13 protein-coding genes are annotated in these 15004 nt (G+C 62.4%); 10 read left to right on the top strand and 3 right to left on the bottom strand.

From position 1 onward, the window contains the following. The first annotated feature begins 2 nt into the window (after positions 1 to 2). The 3 genes from ACNANG_RS12800 to ACNANG_RS12790 are packed head-to-tail and all read left to right on the top strand — an operon-like array spanning position 3 to position 2713. The gene (locus ACNANG_RS12800) at positions 3 to 1322 is read left to right on the top strand and encodes an aromatic ring-hydroxylating oxygenase subunit alpha (protein ID WP_420223264.1); all 1320 of its coding nucleotides are present in this window, start codon (positions 3 to 5) and stop codon (positions 1320 to 1322) included. 11 nt (positions 1323 to 1333) lie between these two features. Next, positions 1334 to 1858 carry an aromatic-ring-hydroxylating dioxygenase subunit beta gene (locus tag ACNANG_RS12795; protein ID WP_420223263.1) on the top strand — a complete coding sequence of 175 codons (525 nt, stop codon included), beginning with the start codon at positions 1334 to 1336 and terminating at the stop codon, positions 1856 to 1858. Positions 1859 to 1864: 6 nt separating this feature from the next. Then, on the top strand, positions 1865 to 2713 hold the full coding sequence (locus ACNANG_RS12790) for a fumarylacetoacetate hydrolase family protein (RefSeq protein ID WP_420223262.1): 849 nt from the start codon (positions 1865 to 1867) through the stop codon (positions 2711 to 2713). 5 nt (positions 2714 to 2718) lie between these two features. On the opposite strand, the gene ACNANG_RS12785 is transcribed toward ACNANG_RS12790, so the two are convergent. After that, the gene (locus ACNANG_RS12785) at positions 2719 to 3558 is read right to left on the bottom strand and encodes a GntR family transcriptional regulator (RefSeq protein WP_420227535.1); all 840 of its coding nucleotides are present in this window, start codon (positions 3556 to 3558) and stop codon (positions 2719 to 2721) included. A 179-nt stretch (positions 3559 to 3737) separates the two neighbouring features. Between ACNANG_RS12785 and ACNANG_RS12780 the strand changes: the two genes are divergently transcribed. Genes ACNANG_RS12780 through ACNANG_RS12770 form a run of 3 tightly spaced genes read left to right on the top strand, consistent with a single transcriptional unit; the run spans position 3738 to position 6312 of the window. Continuing rightward, a complete protein-coding gene (locus ACNANG_RS12780; protein WP_420223261.1) occupies positions 3738 to 4541 on the top strand; it encodes an HpcH/HpaI aldolase family protein in 804 nt (267 codons plus the stop codon). Beyond that, positions 4538 to 5995, top strand: coding sequence for an MmgE/PrpD family protein (locus tag ACNANG_RS12775; protein ID WP_420223260.1), 1458 nt, complete (start codon positions 4538 to 4540; stop codon positions 5993 to 5995). The genes ACNANG_RS12780 and ACNANG_RS12775 overlap by 4 nt, the downstream gene beginning before the upstream one ends. Continuing rightward, a complete protein-coding gene (locus ACNANG_RS12770; RefSeq protein WP_420223259.1) occupies positions 5992 to 6312 on the top strand; it encodes a non-heme iron oxygenase ferredoxin subunit in 321 nt (106 codons plus the stop codon). Before ACNANG_RS12775 ends, ACNANG_RS12770 begins: the two co-directional genes overlap by 4 nt. Positions 6313 to 6357: 45 nt before the next feature. On the opposite strand, the gene ACNANG_RS12765 is transcribed toward ACNANG_RS12770, so the two are convergent. After that, complete coding sequence (locus tag ACNANG_RS12765) at positions 6358 to 7326, bottom strand: Bug family tripartite tricarboxylate transporter substrate binding protein (protein ID WP_420223258.1); 969 nt, start codon at positions 7324 to 7326, stop codon at positions 6358 to 6360. A 270-nt stretch (positions 7327 to 7596) separates the two neighbouring features. On the opposite strand from ACNANG_RS12765, the gene ACNANG_RS12760 reads away from it, so the two are divergent. From ACNANG_RS12760 to ACNANG_RS12745, 4 genes are all read left to right on the top strand, one after another. After that, complete coding sequence (locus ACNANG_RS12760; RefSeq protein ID WP_420223257.1) at positions 7597 to 8901, top strand: aromatic ring-hydroxylating oxygenase subunit alpha; 1305 nt, start codon at positions 7597 to 7599, stop codon at positions 8899 to 8901. A 5-nt stretch (positions 8902 to 8906) separates the two neighbouring features. Next, on the top strand, positions 8907 to 9389 hold the full coding sequence (locus tag ACNANG_RS12755) for an aromatic-ring-hydroxylating dioxygenase subunit beta (protein WP_420227534.1): 483 nt from the start codon (positions 8907 to 8909) through the stop codon (positions 9387 to 9389). A gap of 50 nt (positions 9390 to 9439) precedes the next feature. After that, positions 9440 to 10828, top strand: coding sequence for an MFS transporter (locus ACNANG_RS12750; RefSeq protein ID WP_420223256.1), 1389 nt, complete (start codon positions 9440 to 9442; stop codon positions 10826 to 10828). A 75-nt stretch (positions 10829 to 10903) separates the two neighbouring features. Then, on the top strand, positions 10904 to 11215 hold the full coding sequence (locus ACNANG_RS12745) for a hypothetical protein (protein WP_420223255.1): 312 nt from the start codon (positions 10904 to 10906) through the stop codon (positions 11213 to 11215). Positions 11216 to 11225: 10 nt separating this feature from the next. Here the strand turns inward: ACNANG_RS12745 and metH are convergent, their stop codons facing one another. Continuing rightward, on the bottom strand, positions 11226 to 14999 hold the full coding sequence (gene metH / locus ACNANG_RS12740; protein WP_420223254.1) for a methionine synthase: 3774 nt from the start codon (positions 14997 to 14999) through the stop codon (positions 11226 to 11228). Positions 15000 to 15004 lie beyond the last annotated feature (5 nt).

Here is a 15004-nt window from a genome sequence, read left to right as displayed (position 1 = left end):
TTATGTCCCTATCCACTTGTGAAAGCCCCCTCCACTTCATGCCGTCGTCAACCCCCGACGCATCGGCGCTGACGCATTGCGCTGACCGTCGTTTCCGCGTTCATACGCGTGCCTACACGGACCCCGGCATTTTTGCCGACGAGATGAAGAAGGTCTTCGGCAAGACCTGGATCTACGTGGGCCACGACAGCGAGGTTCCCGCCGTCGGCGACTTCAAGACCAGCCATGTCGGCTTGCAACCTGTAGTCATCGCCCGCGGGGTTGACGATGCGATCAACGTTTTCGTCAATCGCTGCGTGCATCGTGGTGCCGTGGTGTGCCGCGAGGCGCGCGGCAACGCGCAGGAATTCGCATGCCCTTATCACGGCTGGATCTACGGGACCGACGGCAAGCTGATTGCGGTGTCGGAACGGCGCGAGCCCGGCGGCTATTCCCCGGACTTCGACGCGCCGGAAGGGCTGTTCCGGCTGCCGCGCATCGACACCTACCGTGGCTTCATCTTTGCCAGCTTCAATCCCGACGTACCGCCGCTTGTCGACTTCCTTGGGCATGCCAGGACCGTCATCGACCGCAAGCTGAATCTGTCGCCGACGGGCCGGATCGTGCTGCGCTCGCGCCCTTTCGTGGTTCGCTACCAAGGCAACTGGAAATTCCAGGCCGAGAACATCGTTGACGCTTACCACTTTCTGCACACGCACAAAGGTTTCGTGCAGTTGCAGGCAAAGTTTGGGGATTCCACTGGCGATTTTGGAGTCCATAAAGGGGGATCGATCAAGGCCATGCGAAAACTGCGGTTTGCGGGATCTACCTGGAACTGCCAATACGGGCACGGGATTCTCGAGAACCCCGCTAACGATGTGGACGGCTATTTGAACGGTGACTTCGCGGACTTTTACCAGTCGCTGCACGCGCAGCATGGTGCCGAAGAATTGGCCTGGATCGCCGGCAAAGGCGCGGCGTCGATCTTCCCCAACCTCGGGCTCATCCATCAGCAGATTCGTACCTGGCGGCCAATTGCACCAGACATGACCGAAGTCGCCATCTACCCATATGAACTGGAAGGCGCCCCGGCCGCATTCAACGAAGGCATGCTGCGCAGCCAGGAACGATTCTATGGACCGGCAGGCCATGGCGCCGCCGACGATGTCGATATCTTTGCGCGGAACCAGCAGGGGCTGGCGGGCGACGCGGTTGAATGGCTGATCCTTGAGAGGGGCTTGGACACTGACGAGCCGGAAGGCCAGGACTTCCGGGGTCTTCCAGCCAGTGAAGCGCCTCAACGCGCACTTTGGCGTGAGTGGAATCGTTTGATGTCTGTGTGAGGTCAGGTTTTATGAATGCCGTATTTGCAACGCCGTCTCCCGCCATGACCTTGTCGCGCGCGCAGGCCGAGGACATGCTGATTCACGAGGCGCATCTGCTGGACGAACTGAAGCTCGACGAGTGGCTGACGTTGTTTACCGAGGACGGCCTGTACTGGGCGCCAATCGACGAGAACGACGACATCGCCACCCATGTCTCGCTGGTGTACGACACGCCGCTGCGCCGCGAAGAACGGGTCTATCACCTTCTGCACAACGAGTTTCCGGCGCAGTCGCCGCGCTCGCGTCTTCTGCATTGCATCTCGAACGTGCGGGTGACGCCCAGCGACGACAGCGTCATCGTCAGCTCGAGCCAGGTCGTCTACGAAATGCGGACCGGTGACTTCGCGCAAGTGGGGCTGGGAGACATCCGGCCGCTGGTGGCCCGCATGGAGCACACCTTCCGTTCGGTCGACGGCGCGTTCAAGATCGCCTGCAAGAAGATCCTCTTTATCAACCGTGACGCCTGGCACGGCAACCTTACCTTCATCATTTAGTCCGTCATGAAACTGCTTCGATATGGCCTGGCGGGGCAAGAACGCCCCGGCCTACTGGACCCGCAAGGTGCAATCCGCGACCTCGGCGACATCATCGACGACCTGGGTCCTGACCAGTTGTCACCCGCAAGCCTGGACCGGTTGCGCGCGCTTGACCCAAGCCGCCTGCCCCTTGTGCCGACACCCGTGCGGACGGGCGTGCCCGTGGCGCGTGTCGGCAAGTTCGTCGCCATCGGTTTGAACTTCAGTGATCACGCAGCCGAAGCCGGCATGGCAGTCCCTGCCGAACCTGTTGTGTTCATGAAAGCCACGTCATGCCTCATCGGTCCGGACGATGATGTCGTCAAGCCGCGCCGGTCGACCAAATTGGACTGGGAGGTTGAACTCGGCATCGTCATTGGCAGCACCGCGCGCTCAGTGAATGAAGCCGACGCCTTGGCGCACATTGCAGGGTATTGCGTGGTCAACGACGTCTCGGAACGGGAATTTCAGCTCGAACGGGGCGGCACCTGGGACAAGGGCAAAAGCTTCGATACCTTCGGGCCGGTCGGTCCATGGCTGGTGACCAGCGACGAGATCGCCGACGTCCACGCGCTGCCGATGTGGCTGGACGTCAACGGGGAGCGCATGCAGCAGGGAAACACGTCGACCATGATCTTTCGCTGCGCCGAGCTGGTGAGCTATGTCAGCGAAGTCATGACGCTTTATCCCGGCGACATCATCACCACCGGCACCCCACCGGGCGTGGGCATGGGGATGAAGCCGCCACGTTACCTGCAGGCAGGCGACGAGATGACGCTCGGCATCAAGGGCCTGGGAACGCAGCGTCAGCGGGTAGTGGCCTTCGACGCTTGATCGCCTTAAGCCGTCTTGCGAGCCGACGGCTTACGAACGCTTTTGAGCGGCGTAGCGACGACAGTCGATGCTGCCGCGCCGGTGACGAAACGCAGTGCTTCGCGTATGGCCACGACTTCATACATTGGATCGATGTTGCTGATGACGATGCGGGCGATGCGGCTCAACTGACGTGTAGCTAGGTAGACGGCCCTGTCGGTATCGCCAGCTTCGTATGCGGCGACCAGCCCGATGTGTTCTTCTTCCGAGTCCTGCCACGATTGCGGGGCGTTACGCATGTAGGCGCGTCGGGCGCGCTCGAGCCGGGACCAGCAATTGTCGATGGCTTCAGTAATGACAGGGTTGGCATGTTGCATCAGGCTGCGATGGAATACGGAATGTGCTTGCGACCAACGCGCCGGATCGCCCCCTCGCGTCGGGCTGTGCTCATTCATCTCGCGTAGCGCCTGTTTGATCACCTGCACTTCGTCCGGCGTGATGCGAGGCACCGTCAACGCTGTGCCGAGCGATTGCACCAATATCCAGTTGGCATACACCGCGTCGACTTCGCTTGGGGTGACTTCCGTTACGCGCATCCGATGCTGAAATTGCGCCTCGACCAAGTTTTCGGCTTGCAACATGCGCAGGGCTTCTCGCACGGGCGTCCGGCTCATGCCGTACATGCGGGCGATATGCACCTGATTGATGATTGCGCCAGGTGGCAGCTCGCCGGTGACGATGCTTTGCCGCAGCCGGCGATAGACATCGTGCAGGCCGCCTCCCGCTTCCGTGTCCGCCGCGGCCGAGTTCCCCGCTGTTCCTGCGACCGAGCTTGCCTTCGTTTTCAGGGTACGTGCCGCCGACATAGTGTCCACATTTTGTTCCAACCAAAGCCGCATTCTAACTTGCCCTTGTACGGCTCAATCCGGCACGCAGCGGATTACGATAGTGCATACATTATTTTGTAAATCATTGCGCTGTGCTTTGATAATGAATAGAATGTTTTGCATAAGTGCATACATTTTTAACCGTGAGGGAGATCTTGATGACGATGGCTTCGACACTGCGCGCTGCCTGGCAGGCAGGCAAACCGGTTTTTGGCATGTGGGCAGCCTTGCCGTCGCCCTTTGCGGCCGAACTCATGGCGTCACCCAACGTTGGATACATTTGTGTGGACCAGCAGCACGGGCTGATCGACTATGCCCAGGCAGTGCCCATGTTTACCGCCATCGAAGCGCGCGGCACGGTGGCGCTCACCCGCGTACCTGCCAATCAGGCTTGGATGATAGGAAAAAGCCTGGACGCCGGCGCCCAGGGGGTGGTCGTCCCGATGGTCAGCACGCGGGAAGAAGCGTTGAACGCGGTCGCCGCCTGCCGATACCCACCTCATGGCAACCGTTCGTTCGGACCGATACGTGCCGCGGTGGTCAGCGAGAAACGTGACGCCGATTCTCTCGGTAATTCGGTCGTGTGCTTCGTGATGGTGGAAACACGCGAGGGTCTTGCCAACATCGATGCAATCGCCAGTACGCCTGGATTGGATGGCATCTATGTCGGGCCGGCTGACCTGGCCTTGGGACTGGGCCTGCCTCCGGATCTGGACAAAACCGAACCTGAACATATCGCCGCGGTGCAAAGCATCCTGGATGCGTGTCGTCGACATGGCATCGTCGCAGGGATTCAGTGCGCATCGGGCCAGGCGGGCAGGCGCTATGCGGAACTAGGTTTCGGACTGATTACAGTCGGCAAGGACACATCGCTGCTGCAGGCAGCTGCACGTCATGAGATCCGCATCGCGACAGGCGCCATCGCGCCCACGGCGGCCGTCGCCCAAGGGGGCTACACATGAACGGCGCACAGCAACATCCGCGCAACGACGCCTTGCTTGCCGCGCTGGCGGGCTACACGACACACGTGTCGGGCACCCTGACCGAAACGACCCGCGATGATGTATGCAATGCCGTGACCGACACCCTTGCCGTGGCGCTGGGGGCGTTGCGGCATCCCGCCGTCGGCCCGGCCCAGCGCTATGCCCGCAACCACCCCCTTGTCAACGGCGCGACGGTGTGGGGAACGCATCAAAAGACCACGGTGGAAACCGCCGCCCTGGTCAACGGCATGCCCCTGCGAGGCTACGACTACAACGATCTGTACATGGGCAAGAAGAGTGGCGGACATCCCAGCGACATCATTCCCGGCTTGATCGCGCTTGCCGAAGTCCGGGGCGTATCGGGTGCCGATCTGTTCACGTCCATCGCCGTCGGCTATGAAGTCAGCATGATGGTGCTGGATGCGATCGACATCCACACCACCCGTTGGGACTACCCGGTGCTGACGGCCATCGGCGCGACGTGCGGAGCAGCACGTCTGCTTTCCCTGACCGAAGCGCAGACCGCCGAGGCCCTTGCCATCGCGGTCATCTCGCACTTCGTGACCGATGAAGTCGAATCCGGCGACCTCAATGCGCGGGGCGACCTGACGATGTGGAAGCGCTTCAATGGCAGCCATGCTGTGCGCCAAGGTCTCTATGCGGCACTGCTGGCCGAGGCTGGCGTCGAAGGCGCGGTGCGCCCGTTCGAAGGCGCCAGTGGTTTCCTGTCGAAAGTCACGACCTCGTACGACGCCATCGCAGAACTTCTGGAAAGGCTGCGATCGAGGACAGCTCCGTCACGTATCCATGACACCCAGTTCAAGCGGTGGCCGGTGGGATCGCGCGGGCAAAGCGCTATCCAGGCGGCCCTGCAGGCGCGGGCATCGCTGGCGGCCCCGGCGCAGGTCAGCGAAATACACGTCACGTGCGATGAGGAAGTCTATGAACACTTGGTTGCCCGGCGCGCGGACCCCTGGCATCCGGTATCGCGGGAAACGGCGGATCATTCCCTGCCTTACATCGTTGCCGCGGCCGTGCTCGATGGCACGATCGACACGGAATCCTTTGCAATGGAGCGGGTGATCGATCCGGCGCGCCAGGCATTCCTGAACGCCAAGGTCAAGGTGCAGGCAAGCAGAACGCTAAGCCGGGGCGCGAGCGGCGGCTTTCTTGCCAAGGTCGAAGTGACCGACGACGCAGGCCGGACGCATGTGGGCGAAGCCGCGCCCCCGCCCGGCCATGCACGACAGCGTTTCACGAGCGCGGACCTGGACGCGAAGTTCGCCGAAAACGTGGGCCCTGTGTTTGGCGCCGCGCATAGCGCCAAGGTGCACGAAGCCATCCTTGCGCTTGCCGACGCCACGGATGTCCGCGGACTGACGGCACTGCTGGCGCACGAACCCATCGCAGTCACGACGAAGGTGCACCCATGACCTGGCACACAGTGGCGTCACTGAAAGAGGTGCCTTTGGGCGAGTCGCTGCGCGTGACGGTGGACGGGGAACCCGTTGCTCTGTTCAACCTGAATGGCACGATCCACGCCACGCACAATCGCTGTACACATGGCAAAGCCAGCCTGGCGGACGGATATGTCGACGGAGACTGCGTGGAGTGTCCTCTGCATGAAGGGGTGTTCCACATCCCTACGGGCAAGGCCATGTCGGGGCCTGTTTCGGTGGCGCTGCGGGTGTATCCCGTAAAGGTCGATGACGATGGGTACATCCACGTGGACGATGCCCCTGCGGACTGATGCGGTTTGACATGACCGGGGCGGCGTCCGGTCATGCACCGTGCATCATTGCGCCTTGATGTTCATCTGCTTTGCCAGCGTACGCCACGTCGCAGCGTCGGCTTCGATCGCGTCGCGGGCTTCGCCAGGCCGGTTCAATACCTGGGTCAGCCCCATCTCTTTCAGCTTGCGGGCGATGTCGGGCAGCGTCAATGCTGACCGCAAGTCGTTCGACATCCGTTCCAGAAGCACCGGTGGTGTGGACGCAGGGGCCAGCACGCTGATCCAGCTGTCGGCCGTATACCCCTTCACGAACTCGGTAATGGCCGGCACGTCGGGCAGCTCGGGAATGCGCTGCGCCGACGTCACGCCGAGTGCCGTCAACTTGCCCGACTGCAACGCCGGCCCGACTTCGTTGACTGGCGCAAACAACATTGACACATGGTTGGCCATGACCGCGTTCATGCCCGGACCCACGCCCTGGTAGGGCACGTTCATCATGTCGACACCTGCCATGGCCTTGAACAACTCAGCCATGAAATGCGTCGTCGTGCCGACGCCAGAACTTGCGTAGGTCAGCTTGCCGGGTTGTTGCTTGAGGTGGGCAAGCAGGTCAGGCAGCGTCTTTGCCACGGACGTGTTGGCGGTCAGCACATAGGGATAGGACACCGCCACCGACACAGGCGCGAAATCCTTGACCGGGTCGTAGGGAATCCTGGGATTGACCGCCGCGAGGATGGTGAGCGTTGCAGGCCCGGCCAGCAGCAGGGTGTGGCCGTCGGGCGCGGCGCGGCGGACGAATTCGCCGCCGATGGTACCGCTCGCCCCAGGCCGATTTTCGACAATGACAGGCACCTTCCATATCTCGGTCAGACCTTGTGCGAACAGCCGCCCCATTCCGTCGGAAGCACCGCCCGGCGCAAATGGCACGACAAGGGTGACCGGACGCGTGGGAAACGGCGCCGCCGATTGCGCGAGGGCAGCCGACGCACTGGCGCCAAGAAGGCCGGCTGCAATAAAGCAGAAAAGCTTCATGACATGCTCCAACGAGGATGAGACGACCGGTCAGACGCAAGCCCAGCCGATGGAAAAAGTCCAAAGAGGATACATTTTTAGGCTAAGTCACGGTCGACGCGGTGTCAACGCCTTGCTTGGACAATATTCTTTTCTTGCTGCCAAGCAGCTTCTATCCTGTCTCTCCACGGATTTCTTGACGCCTTAGCAAAAGGCACCTACATTAAAAATGTATTCACTTCCAACTTTCCGCTACGGCGGCAAGTCGGAATTTCAAAGGAGTTCCGTGTCATGCCGCATGCCGTCGTTGACAGCAGCGAATTCGTACATGAGACGCCGGATGCGTTCCGCGTGAACGGGCAGGCCTATACCAGCCAGGCAGTTTTCGACCTGGAACAAAAGCGGATTTTCGAGAAGACCTGGATCTACGTCGCGCACGAAAGCGAGGTCAAGGCGCCTGGGGACTTCAGGACCGCGTTTCTGGGTTCGCAGCCCGTCATCGTCGTGCGTGACGCCGCGGGCGCCATCAATGTGCTGTCCAACCGATGTGCCCATCGGGGCGTTGCGGTGTGCCGCGAGCGCACCGGCCAAACGCGCGCGTTCGTATGTCCGTATCATTCATGGACCTACGATCTAGGCGGCAGACTGACCGGCATTCCTGGCCGCAACGATGCAGGTGGCTACGGCGATGGCTTCAGGCAACCGGAAGGCATGTTCAAGCTGCCCAGCGTCGCCAATTACCGCGGTTTCATCTTTGCCAGTGCGGCAGCGGACGTCACGCCCATCGACGTGTTCCTGGCGGGCGGCGCGGCACAACTGATCGATCGCAAGCTGGCCCAATCGCCAACGGGCCGCATTGCATTGCGGGGCGAACCGTTCATCGGCGTGTATCAAGGCAACTGGAAATTCCAGTCTGAAAACATCGTTGACGGTTACCACTTTATGCACACGCATCGTGCCTTCGTCAGTCTTCAAACGAAATACGGCGACAGCACAGGAGACTTCGGCGTTCACAAGGGCGGCAGCACGGCCGACATGCGGCGCAACCGCCTGTCGGGCAATGTACTTGGCTCGCAGTTCGGCCATGGCATCAACCAGAAACCCGCAGCTGGGTACGACGCCTTGTTCCAAGGTCCCTACGCCGACTACTACGCCAGTCTCGAATCCCGCCACGGGTCCGACGAGACGCAATGGATCGTTGGAGCAGGTGCGGCGTGCATCTTTCCGAACTTCGGGATGATCCACAACCAGCTGCGGACCTGGCGCCCGCTGGGGCCAGGCCTGACCGAGGTGACCGTGTTTCCCTACGTGCTGGAAGGCGTTCCGGACAGTTTCAATCAGGGTCTGATGCGCAGCCACGAGCGCTTTTACGGGCCAGCAGGATATGGCGCGGCCGATGACGTTGAAGTCTTCGCGATGGCGCAACAGGGCCTGCGGGCGTCACTGGATGACTGGTTGATCATGGAGCGCGGCATGCATGCCGAGACGCGGCTGGCGTCGGGCGAGATCGAAGGCCAGCCATCGAGCGAAACGGTACACCGCGCCTTCTGGCGTCGATGGCGCGATCTGATGGCCAGCGAAGGGGAGCAGCCTTGACGGAGATGGAACGGATCGAAGCCTTCCTGTACACGGAGGCGCACCTGCTGGATACCCAGCAGCTCGACGCATGGCTGGCCCTTTTCGCGCCCGACGGGGTGTACTGGGTACCGATTGCAGACACCCCTTCCCGAACCGACAGCGCATCCATCATCTATGACGACGCGATCGCCCGTGAAGAGCGGGTGCACCACTACCTCCACCTTTCCTTTCCCGCCCAGACACCGCGTTCGCGCACCCTGCATCAGGTCAGCAACATCCGCATTGCAGGCCGCGACGCCGATGAATTGCTCGTCGACAGCAACCAGGTGATCCACGAAGTGCGCGGTGGTGACGTGACTCAGGTAGGACTTGGACAGACGAACGCATTGGCGGCGGCAGTTCAGTTCACTTTGCGGCCTGCGGGCGACGATTACCGGATCGTGACCAAGAAGATCCTGCTGCTCCAGCGGAACATGGCCTTGGGCAATCTGACGTTCATGCTGTGACAGAAGGGGCGGCGTCGCCTGCGCGCGAAGCGGGAGCCAGACCGGCGCCCTTGGGATTCCGGGAATCGCTGCTGCCCATGCTGGGCATCGCGTCGGTGAACCTGCTGATCGCGCTGGACCAGACCGTCATCAGCACGGCCTTGCCCTCCATCGCGCAGGAACTGGACGGTTTCGACTGGTATGCATGGGTCGCTGCAGCCTATCTGCTGGGATCCGTCGTGGCCGTGCCTGTATTTGGACGGCTGGGCGACTTCTTCGGTCGCAAGCCTTTCATCGTGGCATCGATCGCGCTGTTCACCGGCGCCTCGCTGCTCTGCGCAGCGTCGCCAACGGTGATTGCGTTGAGTGCAGCAAGATTGCTGCAAGGCATTGCCGGCGGCATGATGGTCGGGACCGCCTATGCGGCGATGGCCGATCTTTTTCCAGATCCAAAGGCAAGGCTGCGCTGGCAAATGGTGCTTGCCGTGTCGTATGGCGTGGCGACTGCCGCGGGCCCCACGCTGGGCGGCCTGATCAGCGAACAGGTCGGCTGGCGGGCGACCTTTCTTGTGAACGTGCCGGTAGGCATCTTCGGGCTTGTCTGCACGGTGCGGCACATGCCGCGTGTCGCGGGCACGCTGACGCACTTGCATGGCGCGCGCGCCTTGCTGGACTGGCCAGGCGCAGCGTGGATCGTTGTTGTTCTTTGCGTCCTGCAAGTCGCGCTGCATCGTTTGCCGGAACACGGCCTGGATGCGGGCACGCTATCGCTTCTCGTCATTGCACTGGCAGGCGCTGCCGTGCTGATCGCCACCGAACGGCGGGCGCAGCATCCCATGCTGCCGCTGGATCTCTTCACGACGCACGAGCATCTGGTCTTTTTCCTGCTGTCGTTTATTTGCGGGGCTGCGCTCTTTTCCCTGATCTTCTTCGTTCCACTGTTGCTGCAGCAAGGGCTGGCAATGCCTCCCCAGCAAGCAGGTACCGCCATGACGCCGATGCCGGTCTGTCTGGCTCTAGGCAGCATCCTGAACAGTGCGATCGTGGTGAAACTCAAACGACCTGGCGTCATGCTAGGGGTAGGTTTCGTTCTGCTGCTGACGTGTTTTGTCGGACTGAACCAGGTGGATGCCGGCACGAGCGGATGGCGGCTCGGCATGCCGCTGGCGGGTGCCGGCCTGGGTCTCGGACTGTTGCTGAACAACTTGAACGTCTTCGGGCAGCAGATCGTCGGTAAGGCGCGCTACGGTATCTTCACGGCACTGATGCAATCCACGCGAATGGCCGGCGGCATGATCGGCACGGCTGCGCTCGGTGCCTGGGTTGCGACGGCAGCAGATTCGCCGTTGGGCCTGGTTGACGCCCTTCTTCACGGATTCAATGTGCTGGGTGTACTGGTCGCCGTCGCCCTGCTACTGCTGCGGGCATTGCCGCCCATTTCGCTGTCGCGTCAACCGTGAACCGCAGCCGCCTGATTGGTGCCGCCGCGACAGACCGCGTAGAATCCCAGCCCCGGCCACCAAGCAAGTCCAAGAATGAACGCAGCACTGGAACAGGAATTTCACGACGCGATGCTCGGCATGTTCGAGCGCGCGAAAAAAGAGGCCGGCTATTCGGCCAACCGCTTTCACCAACTGGTGGGGCGGCTGGGCGGCAAGGCCGCGGCCAAACAAATGCTGGCGTCCAAGACGCTGTCGGAAGATCTGACGCACCTGAGTCTGGCCAAGCGGCTGGACCTGTCGATGGAGGTGCTGATCCTGGAGGCGCAATGGGCGCCGCTGTTCAGCGACCAGGAACGCGCGATCGCGGTAAAGCGCCTGAAGGACTTCGGCTATACCGCGAGCTGAGCGCGCAGGTTCAATGCAGGTTCGGCATCAGCGCCCGGCGCAGGTCGTCTTCCGACCGTCCGCTGCGTCGCGCGTAGTCTTCCACCTGGTCGTCGCCGATCTTGCCCACCGCAAAGTACTGCGATTGCGGATGGCTGAAGTAGAAGCCCGACACGGATGACGCCGGGTGCATGGCGTAGCTGTCGGTCAGCACCATGCCGATGTCACCGGCGGCCAGCACGTCGAACATGGCGCGCTTGACCGTGTGTTCCGGGCAGGCCGGGTAGCCCGGCGCGGGCCGGATGCCGACGTACTCTTCGCGGATCAGGGCCTCGTTGTCCAGGGCTTCGTCGGGCACGTAGCCCCACAGGTCCTGGCGGACGCGCACGTGCATGCATTCGGCAAAGGCTTCGGCCAGGCGGTCCGCGATGGCTTTGAGCATGATGCTGGTGTAGTCGTCGTGGTCTTTTTCGAACTGCGCTTCCCACTTTTCGATGCCCAGCCCGGCGGTCACGGCGAACATGCCGATGTAGTCCTTGATGCCAGTGGATTTGGGCGCGATGAAGTCGGCCAGGCATTTGTTGTCGACGCCTTCGCGCTTGACGGTCTGCTGGCGCAGATTGTTCCAGGTGAACAGGGTTTCGGTGCGCGACTCGTCGGTGTAGACCTCGATGTCGTCATCATTGACCGTGTTGGCAGGGTAGAAGGACACCACCGCGTTGGCGGTGAGCCAGCGGCCATCGATCACGCGCTTGAGCAGCGCCTGGCCATCGGCATAGACCTTGGTGGCCGAGTCGCCCACGACCGGGTCGGTCAGGATGGCGGGGAACGGGCCGTGCAGATCCCATGTCTGGAAGAAGGGCTGCCAGTCGATGTACTGCGCGATTTCGGCCAGGTCGAAATTCTTGAAGAGTCGGCGTCCGATGAACTTGGGTTGACGCGGCGCGTAGCCGTTCCAGTCGATGGGCGGTTTGTTGGCGCGCGCCTCTTCGAGCGTGATCAGCGGCGTGGCCTTGCGGTTGGCGTACTGCTCGCGCACCCGCGCGTATTCGTTCTTGAGGTCGTCCAGGAAGGCGTTGGCTGTGTCGGACACCAGGTTCTGCGCGACGCCGACCGAGCGCGAGGCGTCGGTCACGTAGACGACCGGGCCGTCGTAATGCGGGGCGATCTTGACGGCCGTGTGCACCCGGCTGGTGGTGGCGCCGCCGATCAGCAGGGGCGTGTTGCGGCTGCGGAAGTAGTCGTCGCGCTGCATTTCGGCGGCGACATAGGCCATCTCTTCCAGGCTGGGCGTGATGAGGCCCGACAGGCCCACGATGTCGGCATTTTCGGCCTTGGCGCGCGCCAGGATTTCGGCGGCGGGCACCATGACGCCCATGTTGACGACTTCGAAGTTGTTGCACTGGAGCACGACGCTGACGATGTTCTTGCCGATGTCGTGCACGTCGCCTTTCACGGTGGCGATCACGATCTTGCCCTTGGCGCGCACGTCGCCGCCAGCGGCTTCGATCTGGCGCTTTTCTTCTTCGATGTACGGGATCAGATGGGCCACGGCCTGCTTCATGACGCGCGCCGATTTGACCACCTGCGGCAGGAACATCTTGCCCGAGCCGAACAGGTCGCCGACCACATTCATGCCGTCCATCAACGGCCCTTCGATCACTTCGATGGGCCGGCCACCCCGGGCCTCGATGGCTTGGCGCGCGTCTTCGGTGTCCTGGGTGATGTAGGTGTTGATGCCGTGCACCAGCGCATGCGACAGACGTTCGTTGAACGGCGCGTCGCGCCAGCCCAGGTCTTCTTCGCGCTTGACGCCCGAACTCTTGACCTGGTCAGCGAACTGCACCAGGCGTTCGGTGGGCGTGCGATCGTCGGCGGGGTCCTTGCGGCCCACCGGTTCCGAACGGTCCAGCACCACATCTTCGACCAGGTCGCGCAGCACGGGGTCCAGGTTCGCATACACACCCAGCTGACCGGCGTTGACGATACCCATCGTCAGTCCTTCGCGGATCGCGTAGTACAGGAAGACGGTGTGGATCGCTTCGCGCATCGGCTCGTTGCCGCGGAACGAGAAGCTCACGTTCGAGATGCCGCCCGAGATCTTGGCGTAGGGCAGGTTCTCGCGTATCCATTTGCTGCCTTCGATGAAGTCGACGGCGTAGTGGTTGTGTTCGTCGATCCCGGTCGCGATGGCAAACACATTCGGGTCGAAGATGATGTCTTCGGGCGGGAAGCCGACTTGCTCGACCAGCAGGCGGTAGGCGCGTTCGCAAATGACCTTGCGGCGTTCCAGCGTGTCGGCCTGGCCTTGTTCGTCGAAGGCCATGACGACGACGGCGGCGCCGTAGCGGCGGCACAGGCGCGCCTGGCGCAGGAAGGGTTCTTCGCCTTCTTTCATGGAAATGGAGTTGACGACCGGCTTGCCCTGCACACACTTCAGGCCGGCTTCGATCACGCTCCACTTGCTGCTGTCGATCATGACCGGCACGCGCGAGATGTCCGGCTCGGACGCGATCAGGTTCAGGAATCGTGTCATGCTGGCCTGCGAATCCAGCATGGCCTCGTCCATGTTGATGTCGATGATCTGCGCGCCGTTGTCGACCTGCTGGCGGGCGACCGCCAGCGCCTCGTCGAACTTTTCTTCGCGGATCAGGCGCGCGAACATCTTGCTGCCCGTCACGTTGGTGCGTTCGCCCACATTGACGAACAGGCTGGTCTCGTCGATGTTGAGCGCTTCCAGGCCCGACAGGCGCATCTTGCGCGGCACGTCGGGCACCGCGCGCAAGGGCAGCTTGCCGACCTTGTCGGCAATCGCCGCGATGTGTTCCGGGGTCGTGCCGCAGCAGCCGCCGACCATGTTGACGAAACCGGACCGCGCGAATTCTTCAAGCAGGCGCGACGTGTCTTCGGGCGTCTCGTCAAAGCCGGTATCACTCAGTGGGTTGGGCAAGCCGGCGTTGGGATACACGCACACGAAGGTGTCGCAGATCTTGGCCAGCTCGGCCACGTAGGGCCGCATCAGGGCGGCGCCCAAGGCGCAATTCAGGCCGATCGTGATGGGCCGGGCATGGCGCATCGAGTTCCAGAAGGCTTCGACTGTCTGGCCGGACAGGATCCGGCCGGACGCGTCGGTGACCGTGCCCGAGATCATCACAGGCAGACGGATGCCACGTTGCTCGAATACGTCTTCCACCGCGAACACGGCGGCCTTGGCATTCAGGGTGTCGAACACGGTCTCGATCAGGACGAGATCGATGCCGCCGTCGATCAGGCCATTCAACTGCTCGACATACGCCTCGTGCAGTTCGTCGAACGTGACGTTGCGGGCCGCCGGGTCATTCACATCGGGCGAGATGGACGCCGTCTTGGGCTGCGGGCCAAGCGCGCCGGCCACGAAGCGCGGACGGTCGGGCGTCGAGAAGGCGTCACAGGCGGCGCGCGCGAGCCGGGCCGATTCCACGTTCAGCTCGTAGGCCAGTTCCGGCAGGTCGTAATCGCCCTGGGCGATGCGGGTTGCCCCAAAAGTGTTGGTCTCGATCACGTCGGCACCCGCGCGCAGGTAGTCTTCGTGGATCGTCTTGATCACGTCCGGCCGCGTCAGGCTCAGCAGTTCGTTGTTGCCCTTGACGTCCTTGCCGTGCGCAGCGAACCGCGCGCCTCGATAGTCGGCCTCGCCCAGCTTGACCTGCTGGATCATGGTTCCCATGGCGCCATCCAGGATCAGGATGCGCTGCGTCAGCAAACGAGCGAATTCGGCGCCCCGGGTATAGGACTCGGGCGGATAGGGCAGCGTAGGGAAGGACATGGGCG

This window comes from Pigmentiphaga litoralis (genome assembly GCF_048632615.1).
Taxonomy (GTDB): Bacteria; Pseudomonadota; Gammaproteobacteria; order Burkholderiales; family Burkholderiaceae_B; genus Pigmentiphaga; species Pigmentiphaga litoralis_B.
Note: the sequence above shows the minus strand (reverse complement) of the source record. Positions and strands in the feature narration are given on the sequence as shown.